Source organism: Paraburkholderia bryophila (genome assembly GCF_003269035.1).
Lineage (GTDB): Bacteria > Pseudomonadota > Gammaproteobacteria > Burkholderiales > Burkholderiaceae > Paraburkholderia > Paraburkholderia bryophila.
In genome coordinates, this window is the sequence record NZ_QLTK01000019.1 from 69,996 (window position 1) to 95,343 (window position 25,348).

At 64.1% G+C, this 25,348-nt stretch carries 26 protein-coding genes; 14 read left to right on the plus strand and 12 right to left on the minus strand.

Annotated elements, in window-relative coordinates; all coding sequences use genetic code 11:
- Nucleotides 1-12: 12 nt before the first annotated feature.
- The 6 genes from BX591_RS23985 (at nt 13) to BX591_RS24010 (ending at nt 4,760) form a co-directional block, all read left to right on the plus strand.
- Nucleotides 13-216 carry an oxidoreductase-like domain-containing protein gene (locus BX591_RS23985; RefSeq protein WP_244147042.1) on the plus strand — a complete coding sequence of 68 codons (204 nt, stop codon included), beginning with the start codon at nt 13-15 and terminating at the stop codon, nt 214-216.
- A 54-nt stretch (nt 217-270) separates the two neighbouring features.
- Nucleotides 271-1,140, plus strand: a complete 870-nt coding sequence (locus BX591_RS23990; RefSeq protein ID WP_111933796.1) for an NAD-dependent protein deacetylase — start codon at nt 271-273, stop codon at nt 1,138-1,140.
- A 103-nt stretch (nt 1,141-1,243) separates the two neighbouring features.
- Nucleotides 1,244-1,849 (plus strand): pyridoxamine 5'-phosphate oxidase family protein, encoded by a 606-nt coding sequence (locus tag BX591_RS23995; RefSeq protein WP_111933797.1) that lies wholly within the window; start codon nt 1,244-1,246, stop codon nt 1,847-1,849.
- Between the two features lie 110 nt (nt 1,850-1,959).
- Entirely contained in the window at nt 1,960-2,592 is a 633-nt protein-coding gene (locus tag BX591_RS24000) for a DUF938 domain-containing protein (RefSeq protein WP_111933865.1), read from the plus strand.
- Nucleotides 2,593-2,757: 165 nt separating this feature from the next.
- Complete coding sequence (gene gndA / locus BX591_RS24005) at nt 2,758-4,167, plus strand: NADP-dependent phosphogluconate dehydrogenase (RefSeq protein WP_111933798.1); 1,410 nt, start codon at nt 2,758-2,760, stop codon at nt 4,165-4,167.
- A 275-nt stretch (nt 4,168-4,442) separates the two neighbouring features.
- Nucleotides 4,443-4,760 (plus strand): DUF4148 domain-containing protein, encoded by a 318-nt coding sequence (locus BX591_RS24010; protein WP_035555949.1) that lies wholly within the window; start codon nt 4,443-4,445, stop codon nt 4,758-4,760.
- 124 nt (nt 4,761-4,884) lie between these two features.
- Here BX591_RS24010 and BX591_RS24015 read toward each other — a convergent pair whose 3' ends face one another.
- Both BX591_RS24015 and BX591_RS24020 read right to left on the minus strand, forming a co-directional pair.
- Entirely contained in the window at nt 4,885-5,646 is a 762-nt protein-coding gene (locus BX591_RS24015) for a DUF2968 domain-containing protein (RefSeq protein ID WP_111933799.1), read from the minus strand.
- Between the two features lie 188 nt (nt 5,647-5,834).
- Nucleotides 5,835-6,155 (minus strand): hypothetical protein, encoded by a 321-nt coding sequence (locus BX591_RS24020; RefSeq protein WP_105508698.1) that lies wholly within the window; start codon nt 6,153-6,155, stop codon nt 5,835-5,837.
- A 250-nt stretch (nt 6,156-6,405) separates the two neighbouring features.
- Between BX591_RS24020 and BX591_RS24025 the strand changes: the two genes are divergently transcribed.
- From BX591_RS24025 to ltaE, 3 genes are all read left to right on the plus strand, one after another.
- The gene (locus tag BX591_RS24025; RefSeq protein ID WP_167444600.1) at nt 6,406-6,717 is read left to right on the plus strand and encodes a cupin domain-containing protein; all 312 of its coding nucleotides are present in this window, start codon (nt 6,406-6,408) and stop codon (nt 6,715-6,717) included.
- A gap of 151 nt (nt 6,718-6,868) precedes the next feature.
- The gene (locus BX591_RS24030; protein WP_111933801.1) at nt 6,869-7,666 is read left to right on the plus strand and encodes a peptidoglycan DD-metalloendopeptidase family protein; all 798 of its coding nucleotides are present in this window, start codon (nt 6,869-6,871) and stop codon (nt 7,664-7,666) included.
- 201 nt (nt 7,667-7,867) lie between these two features.
- Nucleotides 7,868-8,875 carry a low-specificity L-threonine aldolase gene (gene ltaE, locus BX591_RS24035; protein WP_111933802.1) on the plus strand — a complete coding sequence of 336 codons (1,008 nt, stop codon included), beginning with the start codon at nt 7,868-7,870 and terminating at the stop codon, nt 8,873-8,875.
- Between the two features lie 42 nt (nt 8,876-8,917).
- Here the strand turns inward: ltaE and BX591_RS24040 are convergent, their stop codons facing one another.
- Nucleotides 8,918-10,285 carry an MFS transporter gene (locus BX591_RS24040; RefSeq protein WP_176343093.1) on the minus strand — a complete coding sequence of 456 codons (1,368 nt, stop codon included), beginning with the start codon at nt 10,283-10,285 and terminating at the stop codon, nt 8,918-8,920.
- A 731-nt stretch (nt 10,286-11,016) separates the two neighbouring features.
- Here BX591_RS24040 and BX591_RS24045 point away from each other — a divergent pair.
- Nucleotides 11,017-13,470 carry a glycogen/starch/alpha-glucan phosphorylase gene (locus BX591_RS24045; protein ID WP_111933804.1) on the plus strand — a complete coding sequence of 818 codons (2,454 nt, stop codon included), beginning with the start codon at nt 11,017-11,019 and terminating at the stop codon, nt 13,468-13,470.
- 127 nt (nt 13,471-13,597) lie between these two features.
- On the opposite strand, the gene BX591_RS24050 is transcribed toward BX591_RS24045, so the two are convergent.
- The 6 genes from BX591_RS24050 to BX591_RS24075 all read right to left on the minus strand — a co-directional run bounded on the left by BX591_RS24050 (nt 13,598) and on the right by BX591_RS24075 (nt 18,484).
- On the minus strand, nt 13,598-14,113 hold the full coding sequence (locus tag BX591_RS24050; protein WP_111933805.1) for a DUF3800 domain-containing protein: 516 nt from the start codon (nt 14,111-14,113) through the stop codon (nt 13,598-13,600).
- 43 nt (nt 14,114-14,156) lie between these two features.
- Nucleotides 14,157-15,287 (minus strand): hypothetical protein, encoded by a 1,131-nt coding sequence (locus BX591_RS24055; RefSeq protein WP_111933806.1) that lies wholly within the window; start codon nt 15,285-15,287, stop codon nt 14,157-14,159.
- Nucleotides 15,288-15,643: 356 nt separating this feature from the next.
- The gene (locus tag BX591_RS24060; RefSeq protein WP_111933807.1) at nt 15,644-15,979 is read right to left on the minus strand and encodes a hypothetical protein; all 336 of its coding nucleotides are present in this window, start codon (nt 15,977-15,979) and stop codon (nt 15,644-15,646) included.
- 225 nt (nt 15,980-16,204) lie between these two features.
- Entirely contained in the window at nt 16,205-16,594 is a 390-nt protein-coding gene (locus BX591_RS24065) for a DUF6232 family protein (RefSeq protein ID WP_111933808.1), read from the minus strand.
- Nucleotides 16,595-16,770: 176 nt separating this feature from the next.
- A complete protein-coding gene (locus tag BX591_RS24070) occupies nt 16,771-17,493 on the minus strand; it encodes a GNAT family N-acetyltransferase (RefSeq protein WP_111933809.1) in 723 nt (240 codons plus the stop codon).
- Nucleotides 17,494-17,554: 61 nt separating this feature from the next.
- The gene (locus BX591_RS24075) at nt 17,555-18,484 is read right to left on the minus strand and encodes a LysR family transcriptional regulator (protein WP_111933810.1); all 930 of its coding nucleotides are present in this window, start codon (nt 18,482-18,484) and stop codon (nt 17,555-17,557) included.
- Between the two features lie 170 nt (nt 18,485-18,654).
- On the opposite strand from BX591_RS24075, the gene BX591_RS24080 reads away from it, so the two are divergent.
- A complete protein-coding gene (locus BX591_RS24080) occupies nt 18,655-19,347 on the plus strand; it encodes an SDR family NAD(P)-dependent oxidoreductase (RefSeq protein WP_111933811.1) in 693 nt (230 codons plus the stop codon).
- 75 nt (nt 19,348-19,422) lie between these two features.
- On the opposite strand, the gene BX591_RS24085 is transcribed toward BX591_RS24080, so the two are convergent.
- Nucleotides 19,423-19,974, minus strand: a complete 552-nt coding sequence (locus BX591_RS24085) for a PadR family transcriptional regulator (RefSeq protein WP_111933812.1) — start codon at nt 19,972-19,974, stop codon at nt 19,423-19,425.
- A 129-nt stretch (nt 19,975-20,103) separates the two neighbouring features.
- Between BX591_RS24085 and BX591_RS24090 the strand changes: the two genes are divergently transcribed.
- Both BX591_RS24090 and BX591_RS24095 read left to right on the plus strand, forming a co-directional pair.
- Nucleotides 20,104-20,547: a nuclear transport factor 2 family protein gene (locus BX591_RS24090; protein WP_244147038.1), complete on the plus strand. Its 444-nt coding sequence runs from the start codon at nt 20,104-20,106 to the stop codon at nt 20,545-20,547.
- Between the two features lie 115 nt (nt 20,548-20,662).
- On the plus strand, nt 20,663-21,649 hold the full coding sequence (locus tag BX591_RS24095; protein ID WP_111933814.1) for an NAD(P)H-dependent flavin oxidoreductase: 987 nt from the start codon (nt 20,663-20,665) through the stop codon (nt 21,647-21,649).
- A 92-nt stretch (nt 21,650-21,741) separates the two neighbouring features.
- Here the strand turns inward: BX591_RS24095 and BX591_RS24100 are convergent, their stop codons facing one another.
- Entirely contained in the window at nt 21,742-22,902 is a 1,161-nt protein-coding gene (locus BX591_RS24100) for a porin (RefSeq protein WP_111933815.1), read from the minus strand.
- Between the two features lie 298 nt (nt 22,903-23,200).
- Between BX591_RS24100 and BX591_RS24105 the strand changes: the two genes are divergently transcribed.
- A complete protein-coding gene (locus tag BX591_RS24105; protein WP_111933816.1) occupies nt 23,201-24,007 on the plus strand; it encodes a MetQ/NlpA family ABC transporter substrate-binding protein in 807 nt (268 codons plus the stop codon).
- A 131-nt stretch (nt 24,008-24,138) separates the two neighbouring features.
- On the opposite strand, the gene BX591_RS24110 is transcribed toward BX591_RS24105, so the two are convergent.
- Nucleotides 24,139-25,254: a succinylglutamate desuccinylase/aspartoacylase family protein gene (locus BX591_RS24110; RefSeq protein WP_111933817.1), complete on the minus strand. Its 1,116-nt coding sequence runs from the start codon at nt 25,252-25,254 to the stop codon at nt 24,139-24,141.
- Between the last annotated feature and the right edge of the window lie 94 nt (nt 25,255-25,348).

Below are 25,348 nucleotides of genomic sequence, written 5' to 3' on the forward strand. Positions count from 1 at the left end.
CCGGTGCCGCCCGTGCAGCCCGATCTCGACGAGTGCTGTCACAGCGGCTGCAATCCGTGTGTATTCGATCTCTACGACGAAGCGCTCGAGCGTTATCATGCCGCGCTTGCGCAATGGCGAGAGCGTCAGGAGCGTCAGGCGGCTAAGGCATCGGTGCCTCAGCAGATCACGCCCAGGCGCCAAAGCAGGCCGCGTCAACGTCGTGGCCCAGCTTAGGGCGGCTCGCCGGGCACCCTCTAAAAAGCCCCGCATTCCACCATCCCACCCGTCATGACCGACCTTCAGTCCGCGCCGCTCGACCCCTCGAACGAATCCCACACGCTGGACGACCTGCACCGTTTCGTGCAGCGTCATCCGCGTCTGTTCGTGCTGACCGGCGCGGGGATCAGCACCGATTCGGGCATTCCGGGCTATCGCGACGACAACGGCGAATGGAAGCGCTCGCCGCCCATCACGTTGCAGGAATTTCTCGGCACGCAGGCCATGCGTCAGCGTTACTGGGCTCGCAGCATGGTCGGCTGGCCGGTGGTCGCGCACGCGCGGCCCAACGCCGCGCATGTCGCGCTGGCCCGGTTGCAGACCGCCGGTCATGTGCCGACGCTCGTCACGCAGAACGTCGATGGATTGCATCAGCGGGCGGGTAGCCGCGACGTGATCGAGCTGCACGGCGGCATCGACGGCGTGACGTGTCTGGACTGCGGCATGCAACATTCTCGCGCGTCGATCCAGCAGACGCTCGAAGCGGACAATCCCGCGTTGCTGAACGTGACCGCCGAAACTGCCGCCGACGGCGACGCGCATCTCGAATGGCACGCGCTCGACACGTTTCGCGTGCCGGCCTGTTCGCAGTGCGGCGGTCTGCTCAAACCGGCCGTGGTGTTCTTCGGCGAGAGCGTGCCGCGCGAGCGCGTCGAAGCGGCCTCGCATGCGCTCGACGCGGCGGATGCAGTGCTGGTGGTCGGTTCGTCGCTGATGGTCTACTCCGGTTACCGTTTTTGCGTGTGGGCGCAGAAGCAGGGCAAGCCGATCGCGGCGATCAATCTGGGACGTACGCGCGCCGATCCGCTGCTGGCGCTGAAACTCGCGGCGCCTTGCGCCGACACGCTCACCGCGCTGGCCGGACGGCTGGCGCTCGATTGAAAGTTGAAACTTGAAAGTTGACGGTACAAGGCCGACCGTAGCGCTCGAACAGCGCCGCGCTCGCTCGAACCGGAACGACACCCGCGACGCAAAGGAACCCCGAATGTTGACGACGATCGACCAGCTCGAAGCCATCTATGGTCAGCCGCACGAGCGCGCGGTGCGCAAGGAGATTCCCTATATCAACGAGGACTATCGCGCGTTCATCGAGGTCGCGCCGTTCGTCGTGCTCGCCACGGCCGGCCCCGAAGGCCTCGACTGTTCGCCGCGCGGTGACGCGCCGGGTTTCGTGCGCGTGATCGACGAACGCACGCTCGCGTTGCCGGACCGCCCTGGCAACAATCGTATCGACAGTCTGCGCAATATCATTGCCGAGCCGAAGCTGGCGCTGCTCTTTGTCATTCCCGGCGTGGGCGAGAGTTTGCGGGTGAACGGCCGCGGGCGTATCACGAATGATCCCAAATGGCTGGACAGTTTCGCGGTCGTTGGTAAACTGCCGCGCACCGTGCTGCTGATCGACGTCGACACGGTCTATTTCCATTGCTCGAAAGCGCTGGTGCGCTCGAAACTGTGGGATCCGGCGCGGCATGTCGAACGTTCGCGTTTGCCGAGCGCGGGCGAAATTCACCGGCGCATCAACGGCGCGAGCTTCGACGCCGCGACTTACGACCGCGAACTCGACGAGCGTGTGCGTACGACCTTGTACTGAAACCAGGCAGCAAAACAAGCTGCAAAACCAGTTTGAACCTGGCGTCGAACGCCGAGCAGAATTCCAAGCTGAAGCTTGCGTTAAACCCCGAGCAGAATCCCGAGCCGACCATGACCGATTCCCCTCTTGCGCTGCGGCAACGCTCGCCTTCCGCCGAACGCAATCGCGAACCGATCCTCGCCGTGCTGCGCGACGTGCTGCCGGCCACCGGCCGCGTGCTCGAGATCGCGAGCGGCACCGGCCAGCACGCCATCTGCTTTGCCGGCGCGTTGCCGGGACTCGACTGGCAGCCGAGCGATGCCGATGCGCACGCGCGCGCGTCGATCGCCGCATGGACCGCGCAGGCCGGCCTCGCGAACGTGCGCGCGCCGCTCGCGCTCGACGTGCATCAAACCGACTGGGGTATCGACACGCTCGACGCCGTGGTCTGCATCAACATGATCCACATTTCGCCGTGGAGCGCGACGCAAGCACTGCTCGCGGGCGCGAGCCAGCGTCTGGTCGACGGCGGCGTGCTCTATCTTTACGGTCCGTACCGGCGCGGCGGCGCACATACTGCGTCGAGCAACGAGGCGTTCGACCAGCAGTTGCGCAGCCGCGATCCATCATGGGGCGTGCGCGACATGGAAACGGTGGTGGCGTTGGGCGATTCGGTGGGACTCGTCGCCGGGGAGCCGGTCGCGATGCCGGCCAATAACTTCAGCCTGGTCTTCAGGAAACACGCGGATGCGGCACGGGTCTGACGAACGCGCAGAACAACGCAGGTCCGCGCAGTAAATAAATCGGCCGTCCGTTGCCTGCCAGCGAGCGGCAAGCCGGCATTTCTTTTATTCTTTCACCCTCGACGTCCCGCCGACGTTTCTTCCCGGCGCGGCGTCCCGACATTTATTGGACTCTGGAGAATTCACATGGGCAAACAGGCAATCGGCGTGGTGGGGCTGGCGGTCATGGGCCGCAATCTGGCGCTCAACATCGAGAGCCGCGGCCACGCGGTGTCGGTGTACAACCGTAGCCGCGAGAAAACCGACGAACTCATCGCCGAATATCCGGACAAGAAGCTGGTGCCGGCTTTCACGCTGGAAGAATTCGTTGAATCGCTGGAAAAACCGCGCCGCATTCTGCTGATGGTCAAGGCGGGCGAAGGCACCGACGCGACGATCAACCAGTTGAAACCGCTGCTGGAAAAGGGCGATATTCTGATCGACGGCGGTAATACGCATTTCACCGACACCATTCGCCGCAATCAGGATCTCGCGAAGTCCGGTCTGCATTTCATCGGCACGGGCGTATCCGGCGGTGAAGAAGGCGCATTGAAAGGCCCGTCGATCATGCCGGGCGGCCAGCGCGACGCGTACGACCTGGTGGCGCCGATCCTCACCGAAATCGCCGCCAAGGCGCCGGACGGCGAACCGTGCGTCGCCTACATGGGTCCCGACGGCGCGGGCCATTTCGTGAAGATGGTGCACAACGGTATCGAATACGGCGACATGCAGCTAATCGCCGAAAGTTACGCGGTGCTCAAGCAGGTGGTCGGCCTGTCGAACGAAGAGCTCGGCAAGGTCTATACCGAGTGGAATCAGGGCGAGCTCGACAGCTATCTGATCGAAATCACCTCGAAGATTTTCAGCAAGAAAGACGACGAAACCGGCAAGGATCTGGTCGACGTGATCCTGGATCGCGCCGCGCAGAAGGGCACCGGCAAATGGACCAGCCAGAACGCGCTCGACCTCGGCGCGCCGCTGCCGCTGATCACCGAAGCCGTGTTCGCGCGCGTGCTGTCGTCGCTGAAAGATCAGCGCGTGGCCGCGAGCAAGGTGCTCGAAGGGCCGCAGGCGAAGCCGCTCGGCGTCGAGCGCGAGGCGTTTATCGAGTCCGTGCGCCGCGCGCTGTATTTCAGCAAGGTGATCTCGTACGCGCAGGGCTTCGCGCAGTTGCGGGCCGCGTCGGAAGAGTACAAGTGGGATCTGGACTACGGCACGATCGCAAAGATTTTCCGTGCCGGCTGTATCATCCGCGCCCGCTTTTTGCAGAAGATCACCGACGCTTATTCGAAAGACAAGGCGATCGCCAATCTGCTGCTCGATCCGTACTTCCGCGACATCGCGAAGAACTATCAGGCGGCGTTGCGCGAAGTCGTGGTCGCCGCGATCAACGCGGGCGTGCCGGTGCCGGCGTTCGCGTCGGCGGTGGCGTATTTCGACGCGTATCGCTCGGAACGTCTGCCGGCGAATCTGGTGCAGGCGCAGCGCGACTTCTTCGGCGCGCATACGTTCGAGCGTGTCGACAAGCCGGGCAGCTTCCACGCTAACTGGAGCTGAACGGAGCGGGGCGTTTGAATCGCGGCCCGGCGCGTGCTTGCAGGTAGGCGCGCCGGGCCGTGCGTTTGATTGAAATGGGATCGGCAAATTATTGCCGAAAACTGTCAGCCAGATGGCATGAAGCTGGCGCGAGACCCTTACTGTTGCGAAATTCGAAATAGAGTTTCATCTTTTAAGGGGTTTCCCCTGGGTGTCGACGCTCCTAAACTTCTACTTAAGCGCTACGGGACAACAAGCCCAACGCGCATTAAAAACAAGTTCTGGAGGTTTACATCATGAAGTCCCTTATCTCTGCTGTTGTTGTCGCCGCGGCTCTGGTCGCTCCCGTCGCTTCGTTCGCTCAATCGAACCAGCCGCTGACCCGCGCCGACGTCCGCGCCCAACTGGTGCAACTGGAAAAGGCCGGCTACAACCCGGTCGGCGATCACGCTGACTACCCGTCGAACCTGCTGGCCGCGCAAGCACGTGTCGACGCTCAGAACGGCACCGCTCAAGCCGAGAACAGCGGCTACGGCGCACCGGCTGTCGGTACGTCGCAGTCGGGCCGTCCGCTGAACGGCAATAACCGTAATTCGATCTACTTCGGCAATTAATTTGCGCTGAAGCTGCTGCAGGCGCCGTCTGATCGATTGGCGACGCACAAAAAACGCCGACCGGCTTGAGCCAGGTCGGCGTTTTTTTTTTGCTCGCCGCGAATGGCGTTCACGGCCGTAAGCGTCAACGATTGGGCAAATGCGGAATCCATTCATTGCTCGTCAGATTGAGCTGGTGAATCTGCCGATGCGCCTTGTTCAGATGCGCTTGCGCGGCCACGCGCTGCGCTTCCAGCTGCGACACGTCCTTGCGCGTCTGATTCTGCCGGGTCGACACCGCCTGTTCCTGCACGCCGCGTCGTTGCAGATCGCCGCGTAGCCGTTCGGCCTGCGCCTCGGAGCGCGCGATCAGGCGCGCGAGGTGTTCGTTATGGGCTTCGAGCTGGGCGCGGCGGGTTTCACCATCCGATAGCCGGGTGGCCTGATCCTCGAAATGATGGAAAGCCGACTCGGCGGCTTCCAGATCGGCCGCTTTCAGTGCGCGCCACAGCGAGCCGTCCTGATAGAGCGCGACGTAATACGCCAGTTCTTTCGCGTGAAACAGCAGGCTGACCGAATAACTGAAACTGCGGAACACGCGAAACGGCGTCAGCGCGTCTTCTTCCGTCAGCCACTCGATATCGGCGGTATCCGCTATCTGCACGCCGCGTCCGATCACCTGCGTCGGCACCGCCGGGACGGGCCGCAAAGTCGTGACGGGTCGAGGCGGCGTCTCGGCCCGCGCCGACATGACAGCGGCCGATGGTATCGCGGTGGCGTCGGCGTCCGACGCCTCGCTGCTGTCGTCGGACGGCGGCGAGGCGGCGCCGCCGGTGCTCTCACGCGCGACCTGGACGAGATGCGATGGGCCTGCCAGCACGCTGCGGCGATTCAGGAGATTTTTCACGGCGGTTCCTCCGGTTGACGCCCGGCGCCATTAGATGATGCCGAGCGCGCTACATGCCGGCGAGTCTGGCGGGTCGAGCGGTGAGCGAAACTGGGCGAAGCGACGGTGAAGCGGGTTGGAGTGGTGGCCCCGGGCGGCCCCGGCAACCGTGCGCTGCGGCGCACGGCACGCCGTCCGCGAGCACGGTGCTAATGCAGCGTGCGATGCCGGCGGCCTATATCGTCGAAGAGCGCGCGGCTGGGTTCGAGGGCGAGAAGCCACGATTCGTCGTAGCCGCTGAGGTTGTCGAGCGCCTCGCGTAGCCGCTCGATGGCCAGCGCGGGAATTTCGACGCTGGCCTCGACGCCGCTCGACAGTCCCGCGATGCTGGCTAGCTGCACGAGTGCGTCGGCGGCTTCGGCGACATCCGCGGCGAACACCAGGTGCGTGTTGAGCAACTCGACCAGCCCGGGCGACGCCGCCACATCGTCGACGTTGAGTTGCACGGCCAGAAAGGTGGCTTTGTTCATGCTCAACTCCTCGCAGGATCAGGCGTTTGCGTTTGGCTTACTGCGCGCGGCAAGTCTGAGTATAGGCGAGGGGCGAATGGATTCAATGGTCACACGATTAGGCGTGCATAAACGCAAGCCGGCGCTGCAGCCGCCGGTTGAATTGCCGGACCTATAATAGGGCCAGCGCAAAACGCCTCTTCGCGCTGCCCGGCCCGCTCCGGCAGACAAGGACGCCGGGCGCTTCGTCTCCCTCAACGGTTCGATGACCATGAAGATCATTCGCAGCAAGCGCTTCACCGCGACGCGCGCCTGGGGCGCGCTCGATATCGCCAACATGGGCGGTATCACGACGCGCCTGCACTGGACCGATCAGCCCTATAAGTGGCACGTCAACGACGGCGAGGAAGTGTTCGCCGTGCTCGACGGCCGCGTCGAAATGCGCTACAGGCAGGACGGCGTCGAACAGTCGGCGATCCTGGAAACGGGCGACGTGTTCTATGCGTCGGTGGGTACCGAGCATGTCGCCCATCCGCTCGGCGCGGCGCGCATTCTGGTGGTCGAGGCCGAAGGCAGCGTCTGAACACGGCCATGTGGGGCTGCCATGCCGGCTCCGGCGCCGTTCAGCCAGGGCGGCATAATGGCGAGTCGCCGCCGCGCGCTCCCGTCGAGCGGCATGGCAAATGCTTAGGGCTGGTTGCATCCGATTGAATCAACGTGTCGAGGAAAATCACATGACAAGACAATGGCATTTGACGGGCTCGAGGGTGCTGGCCGCGGCCTTGCTGGGCGTGATGTTCGGCGGTTGTACCACGATGCCGTGGGACAGCACGCCGTTCTACAGCAATGCGCCTTCGCGTCCGACTACCCTCGCCACGGTGCCCGTACCGGCCGGTTTCTACCGGGTGAATGCGGGCGACACGCTGCCCGCCATCGCGGCGGCGTATGGCCGCAAGCTTCAGGAAATCGCGTCGTGGAACGGGCTGCCGGTCAACGCCGCCGTCAGTCCCGGCGAGGTGCTGCGCGTATCGCCGCCCATGGCGTCCGGTAGCGTGGTGACGCCGCCGGTCGGCGTCGGCCAGAACGGCGGGGCGAACGTGCCCAATGGACTCAATGGAGCGGGTGCGCCAGGTGCGCCGGTCGCGTCTTCCGGGCCGCAGCAGGGCGTGTTGCAATGGCCGTTGCGTGGGCCGATCCTCAAGACTTTCGCGCCCGGCAGGTCGAACGGCGTCGTGATCGGCGGGCATCCGGGCGATCCGGTCAAGGCGGCCGCTACCGGCCGCGTGGTCTACGCGGGGACGGGCATCGAGGCGTATGGCCCGCTCATCATCATCAAACACGACGATTCGCTGATTACCGCCTACGGGCAGAACAGCACGCTGCTCGTCAAGGAAGGCGACGCGGTCGCGCAAGGGCAAACCATCGGCGAGGTCGGGGTGGATAGCCGCGGCGTCGCGTCGATCCAGTTCGAAGTGCGCCAGAATGGTCAGCCGGTCGATCCGCTCGCGTGGCTGCCGAAGTCGGGCGGTTAGGTCTTGCTGACAAGACCCGCAGCCGGGTCTCCCGAGCGGGCCTTTTCGTCAGGACGGATTTTGCGCAGGGTTTCTCAGCGTCGCCTGAATTGAATACACTGTGTGGCTCACCAGCCGGCGTCGCTCCTTCGTCGCATAGACAAAGCCGCGCGCCGGCCGCCACGGGTTGTCATTCATAGACGAGACGCACAGGGACACACCATGATCGATTTGCGCAGCGATACCGTAACCCGTCCGACCCCCGCCATGCTCGCGGCCATGTCGGCCGCCGAAGTGGGCGACGACGTCTGGGGCGACGACCCCACCGTGCTGCGTCTGCAAGCCACGCTCGCCGAGCGCACCGGCAAGGAAGCCGGCCTGTTTTTTCCGAGCGGCACGCAAAGCAATCTGGCCGCCTTGATGGCGCACTGCGCGCGCGGCGACGAATACATCGTCGGCCAGTTGGCGCACACCTATAAGTACGAAGGCGGCGGGGCGGCGGTGCTCGGCAGTATTCAGCCGCAGCCGCTCGAGAATGCCGCCGACGGCTCGATCCCGCTCGAAAAAATTGCCGCCGCGATCAAGCCGATCGACGACCACTTCGCGCGCACCCGGCTGCTGGCGCTGGAGAACACCATCGGCGGCAAGGTGTTGCCGGCGGGGTATGTCGACGAGGCGGTGCAACTCGCGCGCAAGCACGGTCTGTCGGCTCACCTCGACGGCGCGCGCGTCTACAATGCGGCCGTCGCGTCGGGCAAGCCGGTCGCGGATTTGTGCGCGCCGTTCGATTCGGTGTCGGTCTGTTTCTCGAAGGGACTGGGCGCGCCGGTCGGCTCGGTGCTGGTCGGCAGCCGGGCGTTGATCGACGTGGCGCACCGCTGGCGCAAGGTGCTGGGCGGCGGCATGCGCCAGGCCGGCGTGCTGGCGGCGGCCTGCCTGTACGCGCTGGATCACAACGTCGAGCGTCTGGCCGACGACCACGCGCACGCCGCGCATCTGGCGGCCGGTCTCGAGGCCATCGAGCACGTCAAGGTGCAGTCGGTCGCGACCAACATGGTGTTCGCGCAGTTTCCGCAGCAGCATTGCGCGCCGCTCGAAGCGTGGCTCAAGGAGCGCGGCATTCTCACGCAAATGCTGTACGCGTCGCGATTCGTCACGCACAAGGACGTGTCGCGTGGCGATATCGATACGTTTGTCGCGGCGGTAAAGGGGTATTTCGCGGCGCGATGAGCTACTGATGCGGGCGCACTGTCACGACAGCGCGCCCGCTTTTCATTTCACCGTCGCTTTCGCATGCACGCCCGAGCGATGCGACGGCGCCAGCAAGCGCAGGCCGCTCGCCAGGCTCGCCGCGCCCGCGAAGAAAGCGCCGGCGCTGAGCGCCAGCGTCGGACCGTGCCGGCCGGCGATACCGAAGCTCAACGCGACCAGCGCCGCGCCCGTGGTCTGGCCGAGCAATCGGGCGGTCGCGACGATGCCGCTGGCGCCGCCGCTCCGCTCGGGCGGCGCGCTCGCCATCAGCGCCTTCAGATTCGGCGACTGGAAGAAGCCGAAGCCTGCGCCGCAAATCGCCATCCGGATCCCGATGTCGAGCACATGCGGGTGCACCGGCAACAGCGCCAGCGACGCCATCCCCGCCGACATCACCGCTAGCCCGATCGCGCCGAGCAGGCCGGGTGGATAGCGATCGGAGAGATTGCCCGCCAGCGGCGCGGCCAATGCAACCACGACCGGCCATGGCGTCATCAGAAAGCCGGTTTCCACCTGGCTGCGATGCAGCACGTCCTCGAAATAAAACGGCAGCGACACGAACGCGAGCCCTTGCGCGGCGAAGGAACACACGGCGGTCACCGCGGACAGCGCGAACACCGGCCGCTTGAACAGATCGACCGGAAGCATCGGCGCCGGGTGGCCCGCTTCCCGGCGGATCAGCAGCGCCCCGAATACCAGCGCGACAGCCGCCGCGCTCAGCACCAGCAGCGTCGACGCGCGCTGCGCCGCCTCGCCGAGCGCGAAGATCAGCGCGGCGAACGTGATCACGTTGAGCAGGGCCGCGACCGGATCGAACTGGTGCGTGCCGCGCTCGGTGTGCGGCAACGCGGGCCACGCGAAGGCGAGCGCCAGCAGGCCGAGCGGCACGTTGACCGCGAACAGCCACGGCCACGCGGCGACCGAAAGAATCAGCGACGCCACCGTCGGTCCCACCGCGAACGACACGCCGACGATCAGCGCATTGGTGCCGAGCCCGCGTCCGAGCCGGTGTGGCGGGTACAGATAGCGGATCAGCGCGGTATTGACGCTCATGATCGCGCTCGCGCCGAGCCCTTGCAGCACGCGCGCGGCGGCGAGCATGGGCAGCGTCGTCGCCAGCGAGCACGCCAGCGACGCCAGCGTGAACAGCGCAATACCGCCGATATAAATGCGCCGATGCCCGACGATATCGCCGAGCGCCGCGAGCGGCAGCAAGGTCGCGACCATCGCGAGTTGATAGGCGTTGATGATCCACACGGACGCCGCGGGCGCCGCATGCAGGTCCGCGGCGATCGCGGGCAAGGCGGTGTTGGCGATCGCGGTATCGAGCGTGGCAAGGGCGACGGCGAGCATGATCGCGGCCATCGCGCGGCGGTTGGCGGCGGACATCGGACCGTCCGCGGGGAACGGCGGGGCGGTGTTGGCGCTGGGTTTGTCGGACAAGGCGTGGCTCGTCGGGTTGGGCATACGGCTCGCGTCCGCGCATTGAAACGCGTGGCGTGCGAGCGGCAGGATTGCGTGTGATGAGGATGCGCGTGGCTTGAGTCCAGCAGTCGAAGCGGTGCGCGCGGCGAATGGCGCAATTGTTACAGAGACGTTGAAATCGTGCTGGGAGTCAGGCGGAGCGGGCGCTGTGAATTGGGGCTATAAGGCAACTAACTGTCAATGCCGCACGGCGTCCTCGAACGGGTCGGGGCTCACGTTGTCAGACGTCTTTGCGGTCCATCCGGCCGGCAGACGAGGTGGTCCGATTCGATCACGCATCCGCGTTGCCGGTCGATTCATCGGCCCGTCACGCGTCGAAAAAATAATGGCGCTGTGTGCCCGGCTGAAGGCGTTGCCCGTGCGTGTTTTATCGCGCCAACGTTTGCCTGTTTTGCGGGCCGATGCACGCGCGCAGTGCCGTGCTCGCGGGGTTTGCACCGCGCACGTGCGAAAAATCCGTGTGGCGGCGCGTGGCGGCGGGCATGGCATGTGCGTCATCAACCGCTCGCGCTCGCCGGTGTCCGGTGGCCGTAAAATGTCCTACTCTGTTTCTTAACCCGCCTGACCGGCACGCGCCTCCCGTCCGTCACCTGTGCGGTTCGCGCCTGTCGCGTCGCTTTTAACCGGAGGCTTCGATGACAGCCGTCGATCTGGAATTCGACCAGCTCAACAGTACCGTCGACGCGCTACGGCGCTCAATTTCCAATCGCATGATGTACGGCGTCGGCAAGGACGCCGTCACCGCGCATCCGCACGACTGGCTGCACGCCGCCGCGCTCGCGGTGCGTGACCGGCTGGTCGCGCGCTGGATGAAGACCACGCGCCTGCAGTACGAACAGGACGTGAAACGCGTCTACTACCTGTCGATGGAGTTCCTGATCGGCCGGACGTTTACGAACGCATTGCTGGCGCTCGGCATCCACGATCAGATGAAGGAGGCGTTGGCGAGCCTCGGCGTCGATATGGAGATGCTGATCAATATCGAGCCCGACGCCGCGCTCGGCAACGGCGGCCTCGGCCGGCTGGCGGCCTGCTTTCTCGATTCGATGGCGACGCTCGGCATTCCGGGTTTCGGCTACGGCATCCGCTACGAGTACGGCATGTTCCGTCAGGAGATCGTCGACGGCGAGCAGGTCGAAGCGCCGGACTACTGGCTGCGTGCGGGCAATCCGTGGGAGTTTCCGCGGCCCGAGATCAAGTATATGGTGCACTTCGGCGGCCGCACGGTGCAGCGTGGCGAGCACGTCGAATGGATCGACACCGAACATGTGAACGCGACCGCGTACGACACCGTTATTCCAGGCTATGCGACCGACGCGACCAACACGCTGCGTCTCTGGTCCGCGCGCGCCACCGAGGAACTCGATCTCGGCGCCTTCAATCGCGGCGACTATCGCAACGCGGTCGACACCAAGAACATGTCGGAGAACGTCTCGCGGCTGCTGTATCCCGACGACTCGACACCGGCCGGCCGCGAACTGCGGTTGCGCCAGGAATACTTCTTCGTCTCGGCGACCATGCAGGATCTGATTCGCCGCTATCAGCGCACGCACAGCACGTTCGGCCGTTTCTCCGAGAAGGTGGCGGTGCATCTGAACGACACGCACCCCGTGCTGGCGATTCCCGAATTGATGCGCCTGCTGGTGGATATTCACCACGTGCCTTGGGACAAGGCCTGGACGCACGTCACGAAAATTTTCTCGTACACCAATCACACGTTGATGCCCGAAGCGCTCGAAACGTGGGACGTCGAAATGCTCGCGCGCCTGTTGCCGCGGCATCTCGAGATCATCTTCGAGATCAACGCGCAGTTTCTCAAGCACGTCAGCGAGCAGTCCGGTCATGACGGCGAGATGATCCGCCGCATTTCGCTGGTCGATGAATATGGCCAGCGGCGCGTGCGCATGGCGTATCTGGCGATCGTCGCGAGTCATAAGGTGAACGGTGTGTCGAAGCTGCACTCGCAACTGATGACACGCGATATCTTCGCCGACTTCGCGCGCGTCTATCCCGATCGCTTTACCAACGTGACCAACGGCATTACGCCGCGGCGCTGGCTCGCGCAGGCGAGTCCGTCGCTGTCGTCGCTGATCGATCAGCAGATCGGCAAGCATTGGCGTAGCAATCTGTTCGAACTCGAACAGCTACGCAATCTGCGCACGGACAGCGGCTTTGTCGAGGCTTTCCGCGAAGCGAAGCGGCAGAACAAAATCCGTCTCGTGCAGCGGCTCGCGCACCACACCAGGCTGCATTTCGATCCGGACGCGCTGTTCGATCTGCAAGTCAAACGCATTCACGAATACAAGCGGCAATTGCTGAACGTGCTGCATGTGATCGTGCGCTACAACCAGATTCGCGCGAATCCCGAGCGTGACTGGGTGCCGCGCGTGGTGCTGTTCGCGGGCAAGGCCGCGTCCGCGTACCGGATGGCGAAGACGATCATCAAACTGATCGGCGACGTAAGCGAGAAGGTGAATCACGATCCGCTGATCGGCGATCGCCTGAAGGTGGTGTTCGTGCCGAACTACGGCGTGAGCGTGGCCGAGCTGATCATTCCGGCGGCCGATCTGTCCGAGCAGATTTCGATGGCGGGCACCGAAGCGTCGGGCACGGGCAACATGAAGCTCGCGCTCAACGGCGCGTTGACGATCGGCACGATGGACGGCGCCAACATCGAAATTTGCGACGCCGTGGGTCGCGAGAATATCTTCATCTTCGGCCATACCGCCGACGAAGTGGACAGCCTGCGCGCGTCCGGCTACCGGCCGCGGCAGATCTACGAGGAGAACGCCGAATTGCGCATGGCGCTCGATCAGATCCGCACAGGCTTCTTCTCGCCGGACGATCCGCTGCGCTTCTCGGATATCTTCCACACGCTGGTGGATTGGGGCGATCACTACATGGTGCTGGCCGATTTCGCCGCGTTCGCGAAGGCCCAGGACGAGGTGGACGCGCGTTTCGTCGACAAGCGCGCGTGGGCGGAGAGCGCGATCGAGAATGTCGCGGGGATGGGGCAGTTTTCGTCGGACCGCACGATCGGCGAATATGCCCGCAATATCTGGCATGTGAATCCGCTGGATATAGAGTGAGGGCGGGGCGATACGGTCATTGTTGGCTTGACCATGCCGCTTACAGGCTATAGTTAGTATCACAAATGGGTTGCGACTACGCGGCCGGCGCTAGGCTCCAGGGACTACCTTGGGGCCTTTCGCTTTTCTAGGGGAAGATTTTTAGCCCGTTGCCTGACACGGCGCCGAATGCCCCGGTAAAGAATTTCTTCTCCAGGATGCTGTAAGCACGATTGGCTTGTCGGGGACGAAGCACCGAGAGACCGATCGGGCGTGCCATTAAATCGCAGAGCTGCAGTCCTTCGGAGTTGGCCTTCTTGTCGCACATCACGATGTCGAATTCGTACTGGGCAGCTGAGCGGTTGTCGCCAGCGCAGACGCGGCGGAATGCGAGCTCCAGATCTTTATCCTCTTTCGCGCCACGTGCCTCGCACACCCCATGCGTCAGCGTCTCATGCTGCGTATGAAGTCGAAGAAAGTGCCGCACGCGCTCCAACCCGTATTGAATTCCTATGTGATACGGGTTGTAGGGATGGGCGTACCTATCGCGAAGCTTTCTTTTGTCGATGACGACAGCGATCACCGTGAGCGGCAGTTCATCGATCAGCGCAGTCAGGCTGTGATCGCCGCTTTCGTCGACGAAAACGATGTAGTCGCTATGCATCAAGTGATTCGCGGACTATCAGGATCGGTGCCGCCCGGCGCGGCTATTGCGTCAGACTTTCGCTGGCGCTGTCCGCGCGCAAGCCCAGCTCGCCACGCGGAAAATCGAACAGCACGTCCAGCTTCTGCATGCCCATCAGGCCGATCACGATGCGATTGGCGTCCGGTTTCGCCTTGACGATCGTGACTTGCGCGTCTTCGTAGCGATGCACCCACTTACCCGAGCCGACCGCCGCGTCGTAGTTGCCGCGTTTGAGCACCTTGCCGACGTCGTCGTCGCCGGTCCAGTCCGGGGCCTTGTCCGTCTCGATGCGAATCATGTCGGTGCTGGCCGTGGCGAACACCAGCGGCGCGCAAAACGTCATCTTGTCGCCGACGTTGACGCAGCCTCGCGGCCACTGCGCGGTGCCATTCGGCGAGATGACCATCGGCAGCATCGTGTAGTCCTTCGTGAGCGCATTCGACGGACTCAGCAGCAGGTAAGGTTTCGCGAAGTTCGCATGCACCAGATACCGTTGACCGACGTTGCCGCCCAACGCCCGCAACGGTTGCGTGCAGCAGCTGTCGTCCGGCTGCGCCGCGCCGATGCCGAACAGGCCCGAGAATGCCCAGCCGAACTCGGCCGTATAGCCGTCCAGTGCCACGCAGTGCCGTGAAATGGCCTGGCAGTTCACCTGCTCGACCGCTTGCGCGGTGACTTGCGCCGTCTTGAGACCGGCCACGCTTATCGGTACCGTCACCGCCGCGCCGGAGATCTGCGCGCCGTTCGCCAGCGGCAGCGAACTCAGCGGGCCGGCGTTCGGATAGTCGGTGTCGGGCAGCGCCGATTTCAGCACGCGCACGCCTTGTGTGCCGGTGTCGAGCGCGACGTACAACGGCTTGCCGTCGAGCTGGACCGGCAGGCCGAGACGCGCGTGATCCTCGTCGGCGCGCTCGACGTGCAGCGGGATCAGCAGACCGTCGGCGCCGCCATTGATCAGCGTGGCCGTGGAGGCGGGCGGCGTGGGTGTGGGGAAGGTGGTGGAGCAACCGCTCAGGGTGGCGAACGTGGCGGTAGCGAGCAGCGCCGCTACGGCACGGTGGCGCGCGTAGGCGCGCCGTTCAGTGCAAAGGGGACGGCGGCCACGCAGGAGAGAGGAGGGGCACGACAGCGACGACAAAAACGACAGGAACATAGATCACGCTTTGCAAAGAGGCGAGTCCCTGGCGAAGGCAATGCATCGTGAGCTGCGATGTGATCGGCACGCGCGGCACACGGAGCACAAGCAGCAACTTTCGCTGGCTTGCCGCGGCGCGAGGAAACCGGGAAGCTCGCGGGCCTGCGGGCGGGAACACGCGTTGACAGGAGCGGCGACTCTACATGGCCGCTCAGGTGTACTTGCAAAGATGTGTCAAGGTGCGGCGAGTGGCGACGTCACCGCGCCGCATGGGGATGCAGGCTGGCGTCGATAGCGGCTCGGGCGTTGCCGATGGCGACGCCTGCCCGCATCAAAAGCCGCTGCCAGGCGGGCCTTTCCGACGCGCTTCTACATCAATAATCGCGCGGACGCCGGATCACCGTGGCCTGCGCGCGACCTAGCGTCGCGCGGTCGAGTACGGCGGTCAACAGGCCGATCACGTCGTCGAGCGTGCGCGAGGTGACTTCGACGCGAAAGGTCACGCGTTCGTGTTGCTGGTCGACGGTGACGACGTAAAGGCGCAGATCGTCGCCGAGCGACGCATGCAGCGCGCGCCGTCCTTGCGCCGACGAGGTGCCGGGCACGGTGACGTCGATAATGACGAGTGGGACGACGTGATGGGTGCGGCGGTGGATCGTGCGCGGCGCGCGCGGAATGGAGAGGTTGGACGTGGCGACGGAGGTGTGCATCGTGGTTGCGCCGATTCGGCGAGGCGGCGCGCGTTGTTGATACCTGCCCACTCTATCGGCGCGTGTCTTAAGGACGCGCTAAAGCTGGCGTGCGGCGAATCAAAATCGTGTTAACGATGTCGTGCCGTCGTGGCATGCTTGAACGTCAAGTGGTGAACTCGCGCCGATGTCTCGACGCCTTCGAAACACCGCCCACAAACGCACGCGACGCACAGCGCCACCTACTCAACCCTTCGGCGCCGCCGCCGAGGCCTTCGCTTCATCCACGGCCGCGCCGACGCGCTCCACGAACTCGCGGTCGACGCTCATGAGCGCCTCGCGCTCGCCGGTCGCCGTCTGCACCATCAGGCGATGGGTGACGTCCTGGGTCGCCCAGGTGAGCCAGCCCACCACCGCGAGCATCGTGCCGCACACCATGCCGACCGGTGAGCGCAGTATCGCGCCGACTACGGCGCTCGCCACGCCGACGAGCGAGATCGTCAGCGGCAAGACTTTGTTCTTCGGCACGGTGACGACCTGCACGCCGACGATATCGCGCAACGGAAAGACCTGGCCGGCGGAAGAGAGCGCGTTACGCGTGACCGACACGCCACGATCGTTGAAAGGAGTTTCCATCGAGTCGAATGCAAGGGATCGCAAAGGGCGCAGCGTACCAGATGCGGCCTGCTCGCGGTAAGTGGCGGCGCGGCGCCGCGGCCCGGCGCGTCGCGGCAAGCTGCCCTACATCAACGATTGCCCGGAAATCATGGTTCGCAGCAACCGTCGACGTTCGCGAGCGAACCCACGCGCTGCTATCCGACGGTAGCGCCCGCCTCGGCACGTCCGAGCCGCGACAACACGAGCGTGTCGCACACCTCGAAACCAAGCCGCTCATACAGAGCGATCGCGGCATGGTTTTCTCCGAACACGTGCAGAAACGGCGTCTCTTCACGCCGCTCGATTTCTCCGCGCAAGACCTGTATGAGCCGGCCGGCCAGTCCTTTACCACGCCAGTTTTCGTCGACGCAAACCGCGCTGATCTCGACATATCCGTCGATGCGCATGCGCTCACCAGCCATCGCAATCAGACGTCCGCCATCGCGCATGCCGATGTAGTTACCCATCTCGGGCGTGCGCTTGCCGAACGGGCCGGGCCTGGTCTTCTGGACCAGATCGAGCATCTCGTCCGTATCCGCCACGCCGAGGCGGATCACGTCAGGGGCGCCCGCGCTGCCGCCGGCGGCTTCGGGAGTGCGCGTCGCGATCATGCGATGGAGCAGGCCGATACGCGTTGCTTGCAGCGCGTCGATGGGACGCAGTTCTTCCTGAGAGAGCAACGCGACCGTTTCGTCGGGTTGCAGCAGCGCGTGAAGCGCCCGATAGGCGGCGGGTGTCTCGTCGGCCAGCGCGGCGAATGGCGCGACGTCGACGAGGTATCGGCGGGCAAGAGCGTCGCCCTGGCCGAGATGCGCCTGGCGGGTGGTGAGCGCGGTCCAGATCACGCGCTCGAGGGTAGCTTGAGTTGAACCACTCATACGGTTTCCTTGTTGTCCTGAGGCTAGCGGCCTGATTGATGGCTGGCGTGAAACCCGACGCTCAGCGCGGCGCGTGTCGACGGCACACCGTCAGCACGATTTGCCGCAGCCAGCGATGAACCGGATCGACTTCGAGCCGAGGATGCCACATCTGCGACACGGTGATCTTCCCGGTCGCCACGGGGAGTTCGAAGGCGTGGATCGCGGCCCCTGCAAGGTGTCCTTGTGGGTCCGTCCGATCGCCGAGAAAGGACGCGGGCACGAGTGCCACCAGATCCGAACGTCGAGCCACCGCGCGCGCCGCGGCAAAGCTCGGCACCACGGCCACGATGCTTCGTTCGAGACCTAGCGCGGCCAACGCTTCGTCGACCGGTCCACGGGTTTGTCCGTGCCGCGACGCGACGACATGGCCGAACGCGATGTAACGTTGCGCAGTCACCGCGCCGTCCCGTTGCAGCGGATGGCCTTCTCTCACGACACCGACGAAACGATCGCGGAATAACGCCTGAAGGCGCACTTCAGGGCCCATTTCGCCCAATACGCCGATTTCGAGATCAGCCGAACCGTCTCGCAGATGCATCGCGCTTTTCTCGGGTTTGGGCGCAAAGCGCAAACAGACCCGCGGCGCGACCGCCGTGACCGCGGCAATCAGCGGCGAGCCGAAAACTTCGACAAAACCGTCGTTGGCGCGCAGGGTGAAAGTTCGCTGCAAGGTCGAGAAATCGGTTTGTGCCGTGGACGGACGAAGCACGGCACGCGCTTCATGCGCCGCGTTTTGGGTGCGCTCGCGGATCGTTTCGGCGTAGGGCGTCAGCACCATATGGCGGCCCGCGCGAACCAGCAAGGGGTCGCCGGTTGCGGCGCGCAGCCGGGCCAGCGTTCTGCTCATGGCGGAAGCGCTTAGTGCCAATCGACGCGCAGCGCCCGCCACGCTTGCCTCGGCAAGCAGCGAATCGAGCGCGATCAGCAGATTCAGGTCGGGTTCGGCCATGGCGGATCCTACCATTTGCCGATGAGATAGCGCGTCTGGTGCAGGTTATGAGTGCGGCCGCTGCGCCTTCCGCCATGTCCCGGCCAACCCTATATTGAATGCACCGGCTCGCTATCGGCGAGTCCTCGTCCGATCTATCCGGACCTGCGTCATGCAAAGGGATCGCTCACATGCAAACTTCAACCCGGCAGAAAACCGTTCTTCTCATCGGCGCATCGCGCGGCCTCGGATTGGCGATGACCGCCGAATACCTCAAGCGCGGCTGGCGCGTGATTGCCACCGGGCGGGCGACGTCGACGGAAAAGCTTCGCCACCTGAGCGGCGCGCTCGAAGTCGAAACCGTCGACATCACGCTGCCGGAACAGGTCGCGGATTTACGCGCCCGGCTCGCGGACCGGCAGATCGATGTGCTGTTCGTCAACGCGGGCGTGAAGAACGACGATCGCGAAACCATCGCCGACGTGTCGACCGACGAATTCATCCGCGTGATGGTGACGAACTCGCTGAGCCCCATGCGAGTCGTCGAAGCGTTCCAGGACCTCGTCGCGCCGGACGGCACGATCGGCGTGATGTCGTCGGGACAGGGCAGCGTCACGAACAACGTCAACGGGCAGTACGAGGTTTATCGCGGCAGCAAGGCCGCCCTGAACATGTTCATGCGCAGTTTCGCGGCGCGTCACGCCGACGACCCGCGCACCTTGCTATTGATGGCGCCGGGCTGGGTGCGAACCGACATGGGCGGACCTGAAGCGCGTTTGAGTATCGAGGAAAGTATTCCGAACCTGTTGAACACGATCGACGCGTATGCGGGACGCTCGGGATTGCATTACCTCGATTACCTCGGACGGGTGGTTCCGTGGTGACGGGTGACGCGACACGCCGCTTGCTCGCCGGGGAACAGGCGACCAAGGGGGTGATCCAGGCTGCAACCCAGGCGACTACTCAGGCGCGCTGCGCGCCGCCGTCTCCAGAATCGGCAACACCTCGTCGGCCCATGCGAGCCAACCCTGTTCCGTCAGGATCCCGCCGCGCAAAACCGCATGCTGCAGCTTCTGCGCGATCGACAACTCGCTCGCCGCGAAGTCCCGCTGTTCGATCTCGAGATAGGTGTCCAACTTAGCCCGATGCTCGGCGATCAGCCGGCGTAATTCCCGATCCACCCCATGCGGACCGATGACGGATTCCGCCCTGAGCTTGATCAGCAGGGCGCGGCTCGCGTCGCCGTCCGTGGTGGGCTCCGCCACCCAGCGCGCCAGTTCGTCCTGCCCCGGCGCCAGCACCTGATACAGCCGGCGGCGGCGCTTGCCGCCTGCTTCGTCGTCGCTCGCCACGATCCAGCCCGCCTCGGCCATGCGCCCGAGTTCGCGGTAGATCTGCTGATGACTGGCATGCCAGAAATAGCCGATGGACTTGTCGAAGCGCCGCGCAAGGTCGTAGCCGCTGGAAGGCTTTTCCAGCAGCGAAGTGAGGAGGGCATGTTGAATGGACATGGCGGCCATTCTAGCGGTTGGTGTCCAGGGCGCAAAACTTTATGCACTCAGTTGCATATCGAGCGGTATCTCGCTATTCTTTATGCAACCAGTTGCGTATTGTTCAACGCCTGTATCAAGGAGACCGACGTGGAAGCACACCCCTTATCCGAAGCCGCGCAGCGCACGCTGTCGGCCTGGCACGACCTTTTGCAACGTAATGCGATGGACGAGCTGGACCCGTTGCTGGCCGACAGCATCGTGTTCCGCTCGCCGGTTGCGCACACCTCCTATCCGGGCAAAGCGGCCATCCGGCTGATTTTGCAAACGGTCAACGGCGTGTTTCGCCAATTCGAGTACCACCGCCGTTTCGTCAGCGAAGACGGCCGCAGCGTGGTGCTGGAGTTCAGCGCCGAAGTCGACGGCAAATCGCTCAAGGGCATCGACATGTTGCGCTTCGACGAGAGCGGCAAGATCGAAGAATTCGAGGTCATGGTGCGTCCCATGAGCGGCTTGCAGGCGTTGGCGGAGCAGATGGGCGCGCAACTGGCCACGGCCCAGGCCGTGCTTACAGGCAAGTCCGACGCGGCCTGATCGGCCGCACGTGCGCTTTGCCGACGGCGCGGGTCATCGCCGAACTTGCCGCCGGCTTGATGCCGAAGCGTTGCCGGCCAGCACCGAACACCATTCCTTCCTCGCAGGAAAACTCATGTCCTTACCCGCGTTACTGAAAGGCCGCCTCGCGCTGCCGATGATCTGCTCGCCGCTGTTCATCATCTCCAACCCCGAGCTCGTGATCGCGCAATGCAAGGCCGGTGTGGTCGGCTCGTTCCCGGCCCTCAACGCGCGGCCCGGCCCGGTGCTGGAGCAATGGCTCGAGCGCATCACGAACGAACTGGCCGAGCACGACGCGCGGCATCCGGAGCGGCCGGCCGCGCCGTTCGCGGTCAATCAGATCGTGCATAAGTCGAACAACCGGCTGGAGCACGACCTCGAGTTGTGCGCCAGATACAAGGTGCCGATCACCATCACGTCGCTCGGCGCGCGCGAGGACGTGAACCGTTCGGTGCATGCGTACGGCGGCATCGTGCTGCACGACGTGATCGACAATACGTTCGCCAGGAAAGCGATCGACAAGGGCGCGGACGGCCTGATCGCGGTCGCCGCGGGCGCGGGTGGGCATGCGGGCCGGCTGTCGCCGTTCGCGCTGCTGCACGAGATCCGCGAATGGTTCGACGGCCCGTTGGCGCTGTCCGGCGCGATCGCCAGCGGCGACGCGATTCTGGCCGCGCAGGCGGCCGGCGCCGACCTCGCCTATATCGGCTCGGCCTTTATCGCAACGTCGGAAGCCAATGCGGACGAACGCTACAAGCAGATGATCGTCGACAGCACGGCGGCGGACATCGTGTACTCCAATCTGTTTACCGGCGTGCATGGCAACTACCTGCGCCACAGTATTGCCAACGCCGGACTGGATCCGGATGCGCTGCCGGAGTCCGATCCGTCCACCATGAACTTCAGCGCCGAGAACGTCAGCAAGGCCAAGGCATGGCGCGATATCTGGGGCGCCGGCCAGGGCGTGGGCGCGGTCAAGCAGGTCGTGCCTGCGGCGGAACGGGTGGCGCGCTTCGTCGATGAATATCGGGCTGCGCGCGACCGGCTGGAACTCGCGTCGGGGCTGGTTCGCGCGCGCTGAGGCGAGCAGAAATAGAAAAACGCCCCGTAGGGCGTTTTTCCTGAATCTCGAACCGGCGAGACGCTCGCGCTTCTCGCCGGCAAAGACCCGCTTTAGAACTTGTGACGGATGCCGACGCGGAACGCCAGTTGGTTGTCAGCCGTGCCCGAGTTACCGAAGTAGCTCGTGCTCGAACCGATCTGTGCTGCCAGGTTCGACGAACCGACGCGGCCCGAAGCGATCTGGTAGATACCCAGTGCGTACACGTCCGTACGCTTGCTCAGCGCGTAGTCGAGGCTCAGGTCGCCCTGGTTGAAGTGACCCGTGTTCGAGCCGCTCAGGTGCATGTACGTGTAGCCCGCGCCTGCCGTCAGAGCCGGCGTGAATGCGTACTTCGCGCCTGCTTCATACGCTGCGAACGTCGTCGACGCGCCCGTGATCGGCGAGAAGTGCGTGTTGGTGTACAACGCCCACAGCGTCGCTGCGCCGATCGAGTAACGGCCGCCAACGCCGAACGTACGCAGATCGCGCACGGTGTTGAGCGTCAGGTTCGAGATAGCCGTCGAGAAAGCCGGCGTTGCCTGGCCCGGGTAACGGATGTCCGTGTACGCTGCGCCGACGCCGAACGGGCCGTTTGCGTAGTTCACGCCGAAGCTGTAAGCACGCGACGAACCTGCCACCGTTGCCGTTGCCGGGCCGGTTGCCGGTGCGCCTGCGAAAGCGCCAGCCTGATTCGAGAAGCCGTACATCGCGCCGAACGTCAGGCCCGCGAAATTCGCGCTGCTGAACTTGACTGCGTTGTTGATGCGGCTCGACGTCAGTTGGTCGATGTCGTTGATGTGGTAAGCGTAGTTACCCGCGACGGTCTGGCCGCCGGTCGAGTAGTTGCCACCCAGGTAGTCGGTCGAGAACGAGTACTGGCGACCGAACGTCACCGAGCCGACGTTGTTTTGCGACAGACCGACATAAGCTTGACGGCCGAACAGCGCGCCGCCCTGGCCGAGCGTGCCGTTGCCGCTGTTGAAACCGCTTTCCAGCACGAACAGTGCCTTCAGGCCGCCCCCCAGATCTTCCGTGCCGCGCAGGCCCCAACGGCTGCCTTGGGCAACGCCGTCGTCGTACTTGACGAGCTTGTCGTGACCGCTGGCGGTCTTCGAGTTGTTGGCGTAGCTGATACCAGCGTCGATCAGGCCGTACAGCGTGACGCTGCTTTGTGCGTGAGCGGCGGAAGCGAAGACTGCGAGCGTAGCGGCGGCAAATACTTTCTTGTTCAAGACTTTCTCCGGATAAAAAATTGAGCAGATCGTCAGCCCTGCTCTTTGGCAAGGTCGTGCGATGGGCCGAAATTTAAGGGAACGCAGAGTAAGGTATGTGACAGGTTCGCTTATTTTTGAAATCTGTCGCGCCGGCGCGACACTCACATAGCTTTGCGCGGCGAATTCGCGCAAGCCGCGCCGCACATAAGCTTTTTCTCTTTTCGCCATCTAAGCGTGTGAAAAACGATTTGTTTTGCGGGCGGCTTGCGCATGCGAGGATGCGTCCCTACCAATTACATCGCTGTGGGGAAAACGTATGCAACGCCGGACAATCATCCAGAATCTGCTCGCTATCGCCGCCGTTTCGCTGACGGCAACGTTTGCACACGCTGCGGACAAGGAACTCAAGATCGGCACGATGAGCGGCCCGGACGCGCAGATCTGGTCGGTCGTGACCAAAGTCGCGGCGCGCGAAGGTCTGAACGTGAAGGTGATCGAATTCAACGATTACGTGCAGCCGAACGCCGCGCTCGACTCGGGCGATCTCGACGCCAACGGTTTCCAGCATCAACCGTTTCTGGATAGCCAGATCAAGCAGCGCGGCTACAAGATCGTCAACGTCGGCCTGACCTACGTCTCGCCGATGGGCTTCTATTCGAAGAAATTCAAGTCGCTCAAGGACTTGCCGGAAGGTGCGAAGGTCGGCATCCAGAACGATCCGTCGAACGGTAATCGCGCGTTGCTGCTGTTGCAGAAGTACGGCGTGATCAAGCTGAAGCCGGGCGTCGGCACGAACGGCGTCAACGCGACGCCGCTCGATGTCGCGGAGAATCCGAAGAAAATCAAGCTGGTCGAGCTGGATGCCGCGCAATTGCCGCGCGCGCTCGACGACCTCGACGCGGCCTCGATCAACACCGACTACGCGGTCAAGGCCGGCCTGCAGCCGACCAAAGACGCGATCGCGATCGAAGACCTGAAGGGCCCGTATGCGAATCTGATCGCCGTGCGCGTGCAGGATCGCAATCAGCCGTGGGTGAAGAAGCTGGTCGCGGCGTATGAGTCGGACGAAGTGCGCAAGTACATCGACACGCAGTTCAAGGGCGCGATTATTCCCGCGTTCTGAGCGATGGCTGCATAAACGCAAAACGCATAAACGCATAAACGCCCGCTGTTTCAGCGGGCGTTTTTGCGTCGAGAGGCTTGCAGCCGTACCAGTCCGACCCGATCCGACCTGAGTTCAGCGAGCCTCGATGCTCAATTGCTCAGCAACGAACCGCTTCTAAAGGCCTTCGCCCCGGCAATCCGCGCGAACTCCAGCCCGGCCGTCGCGAAGCGCGTCAGGTGCCGCGCGTACAGCACACCGGCCACGCTGCTCTTCAACGTCACGACGCGATCGGTCAGCGGATCGACGATATCGGCGATTGCATGCCCGGCGTCGACCCAGGTGCCGACTTCGCAGCGGTACACCAGCACGCCGCTGATCGGCGCGACGATCGGCTCGGCGCCGGCCAGCGGCGTGGCGGCGAATTCGAGCGGGGGCAGCGGGGCGGCCGTCCCGTCGATCACGCCGCGCGAGGTCAGATACTCGACGATCGCCTGCGCGTCGCGCTCGGCGTACTCGTACGACACCTCGCGCTGGCCGCGCAGTTCGATCGTGACCGAGATCGAGCCGTTTGGAATCGGGAAGCGCTCGCCGAAACGGCCGCGCAGATCCGACCAGCAGAAGCTGTGAATTTCGTCGAACGGGTTGCCCACGGAATTGAGCGCCAGCAGCGAGGCCTTCGCGTCCAGATAGCGCGCGAGCGGCTCGACTTCCGGCCACAGGTCGGGGTTCGTGTAGAGGTGCATCGCGGCTTCCCAGTCGCAATGCAGATCGAGCACGACGTCGGCGTCGTACGAGAGTTTTTGCAGCGCCAGACGTTGCGATTCGAGTTCGGTTTCCGGCTTTTGCGCGTCGAGCGCTTCACGCATGGCGGTGCGGATGGCGCTGCGATTGGCGTCGACGTCGTCGGTGAGGCGTGCCTCGATCACCGGTTGCACCAGCGCCGACAGATCGTGGAAATTGCGGTTGAAGTTCTGTGCGGTGTTGGTTTCGAAGCGGCCCGTCAGATGGCCGAGAAAGTGCTGATTCAGGCCGATGGGGTTGGCCACCGGCACGATCACGACTTCGCCGCGCACCTTGCCGGCGGCTTCCAGCGCGGCCAGCTTGCGGCGCAGTTCCCACGACACCAGCATGCCGGGCAACTCGTCGGCGTGCAGCGACGACTGGATATAAATCTTCTGCCCGCCGCCGGAACCGTAATGAAAACTCGTCAGGTTACGGGCAGTGCCGAGCGTCGGGGCAATCAGCGGATGGGTTTGGGTTTGCATGGTCTTCGGAGTCGCGGGCAAGCGAGGCATGCCGCGCTATGTCGTTGATTTCAGTGGGAAAGCAGGTTGGATGGCAATGCAAGAGCGAGGCGGA

Bases quoted from the DNA above. Each gene is read 5' to 3' on its own strand.
- BX591_RS23990 (WP_111933796.1), top strand. From the start codon at position 271: ATGACCGACCTTCAGTCCGCGCCGCTCGACCCCTCGAACGAATCCCAC.
- BX591_RS23995 (WP_111933797.1), top strand. From the start codon at position 1,244: ATGTTGACGACGATCGACCAGCTCGAAGCCATCTATGGTCAGCCGCAC.
- BX591_RS24000 (WP_111933865.1), top strand. From the start codon at position 1,960: ATGACCGATTCCCCTCTTGCGCTGCGGCAACGCTCGCCTTCCGCCGAA.
- gndA (WP_111933798.1), top strand. From the start codon at position 2,758: ATGGGCAAACAGGCAATCGGCGTGGTGGGGCTGGCGGTCATGGGCCGC.
- BX591_RS24010 (WP_035555949.1), top strand. From the start codon at position 4,443: ATGAAGTCCCTTATCTCTGCTGTTGTTGTCGCCGCGGCTCTGGTCGCT.
- BX591_RS24020 (WP_105508698.1), bottom strand. From the start codon at position 6,155: ATGAACAAAGCCACCTTTCTGGCCGTGCAACTCAACGTCGACGATGTG.
- BX591_RS24025 (WP_167444600.1), top strand. From the start codon at position 6,406: ATGAAGATCATTCGCAGCAAGCGCTTCACCGCGACGCGCGCCTGGGGC.
- BX591_RS24030 (WP_111933801.1), top strand. From the start codon at position 6,869: ATGACAAGACAATGGCATTTGACGGGCTCGAGGGTGCTGGCCGCGGCC.
- ltaE (WP_111933802.1), top strand. From the start codon at position 7,868: ATGATCGATTTGCGCAGCGATACCGTAACCCGTCCGACCCCCGCCATG.
- BX591_RS24040 (WP_176343093.1), bottom strand. From the start codon at position 10,285: ATGTCCGCCGCCAACCGCCGCGCGATGGCCGCGATCATGCTCGCCGTC.
- BX591_RS24045 (WP_111933804.1), top strand. From the start codon at position 11,017: ATGACAGCCGTCGATCTGGAATTCGACCAGCTCAACAGTACCGTCGAC.
- BX591_RS24050 (WP_111933805.1), bottom strand. From the start codon at position 14,113: ATGCATAGCGACTACATCGTTTTCGTCGACGAAAGCGGCGATCACAGC.
- BX591_RS24055 (WP_111933806.1), bottom strand. From the start codon at position 15,287: ATGTTCCTGTCGTTTTTGTCGTCGCTGTCGTGCCCCTCCTCTCTCCTG.
- BX591_RS24060 (WP_111933807.1), bottom strand. From the start codon at position 15,979: ATGCACACCTCCGTCGCCACGTCCAACCTCTCCATTCCGCGCGCGCCG.
- BX591_RS24065 (WP_111933808.1), bottom strand. From the start codon at position 16,594: ATGGAAACTCCTTTCAACGATCGTGGCGTGTCGGTCACGCGTAACGCG.
- BX591_RS24070 (WP_111933809.1), bottom strand. From the start codon at position 17,493: ATGAGTGGTTCAACTCAAGCTACCCTCGAGCGCGTGATCTGGACCGCG.
- BX591_RS24075 (WP_111933810.1), bottom strand. From the start codon at position 18,484: ATGGCCGAACCCGACCTGAATCTGCTGATCGCGCTCGATTCGCTGCTT.
- BX591_RS24080 (WP_111933811.1), top strand. From the start codon at position 18,655: ATGCAAACTTCAACCCGGCAGAAAACCGTTCTTCTCATCGGCGCATCG.
- BX591_RS24085 (WP_111933812.1), bottom strand. From the start codon at position 19,974: ATGTCCATTCAACATGCCCTCCTCACTTCGCTGCTGGAAAAGCCTTCC.
- BX591_RS24095 (WP_111933814.1), top strand. From the start codon at position 20,663: ATGTCCTTACCCGCGTTACTGAAAGGCCGCCTCGCGCTGCCGATGATC.
- BX591_RS24105 (WP_111933816.1), top strand. From the start codon at position 23,201: ATGCAACGCCGGACAATCATCCAGAATCTGCTCGCTATCGCCGCCGTT.
- BX591_RS24110 (WP_111933817.1), bottom strand. From the start codon at position 25,254: ATGCAAACCCAAACCCATCCGCTGATTGCCCCGACGCTCGGCACTGCC.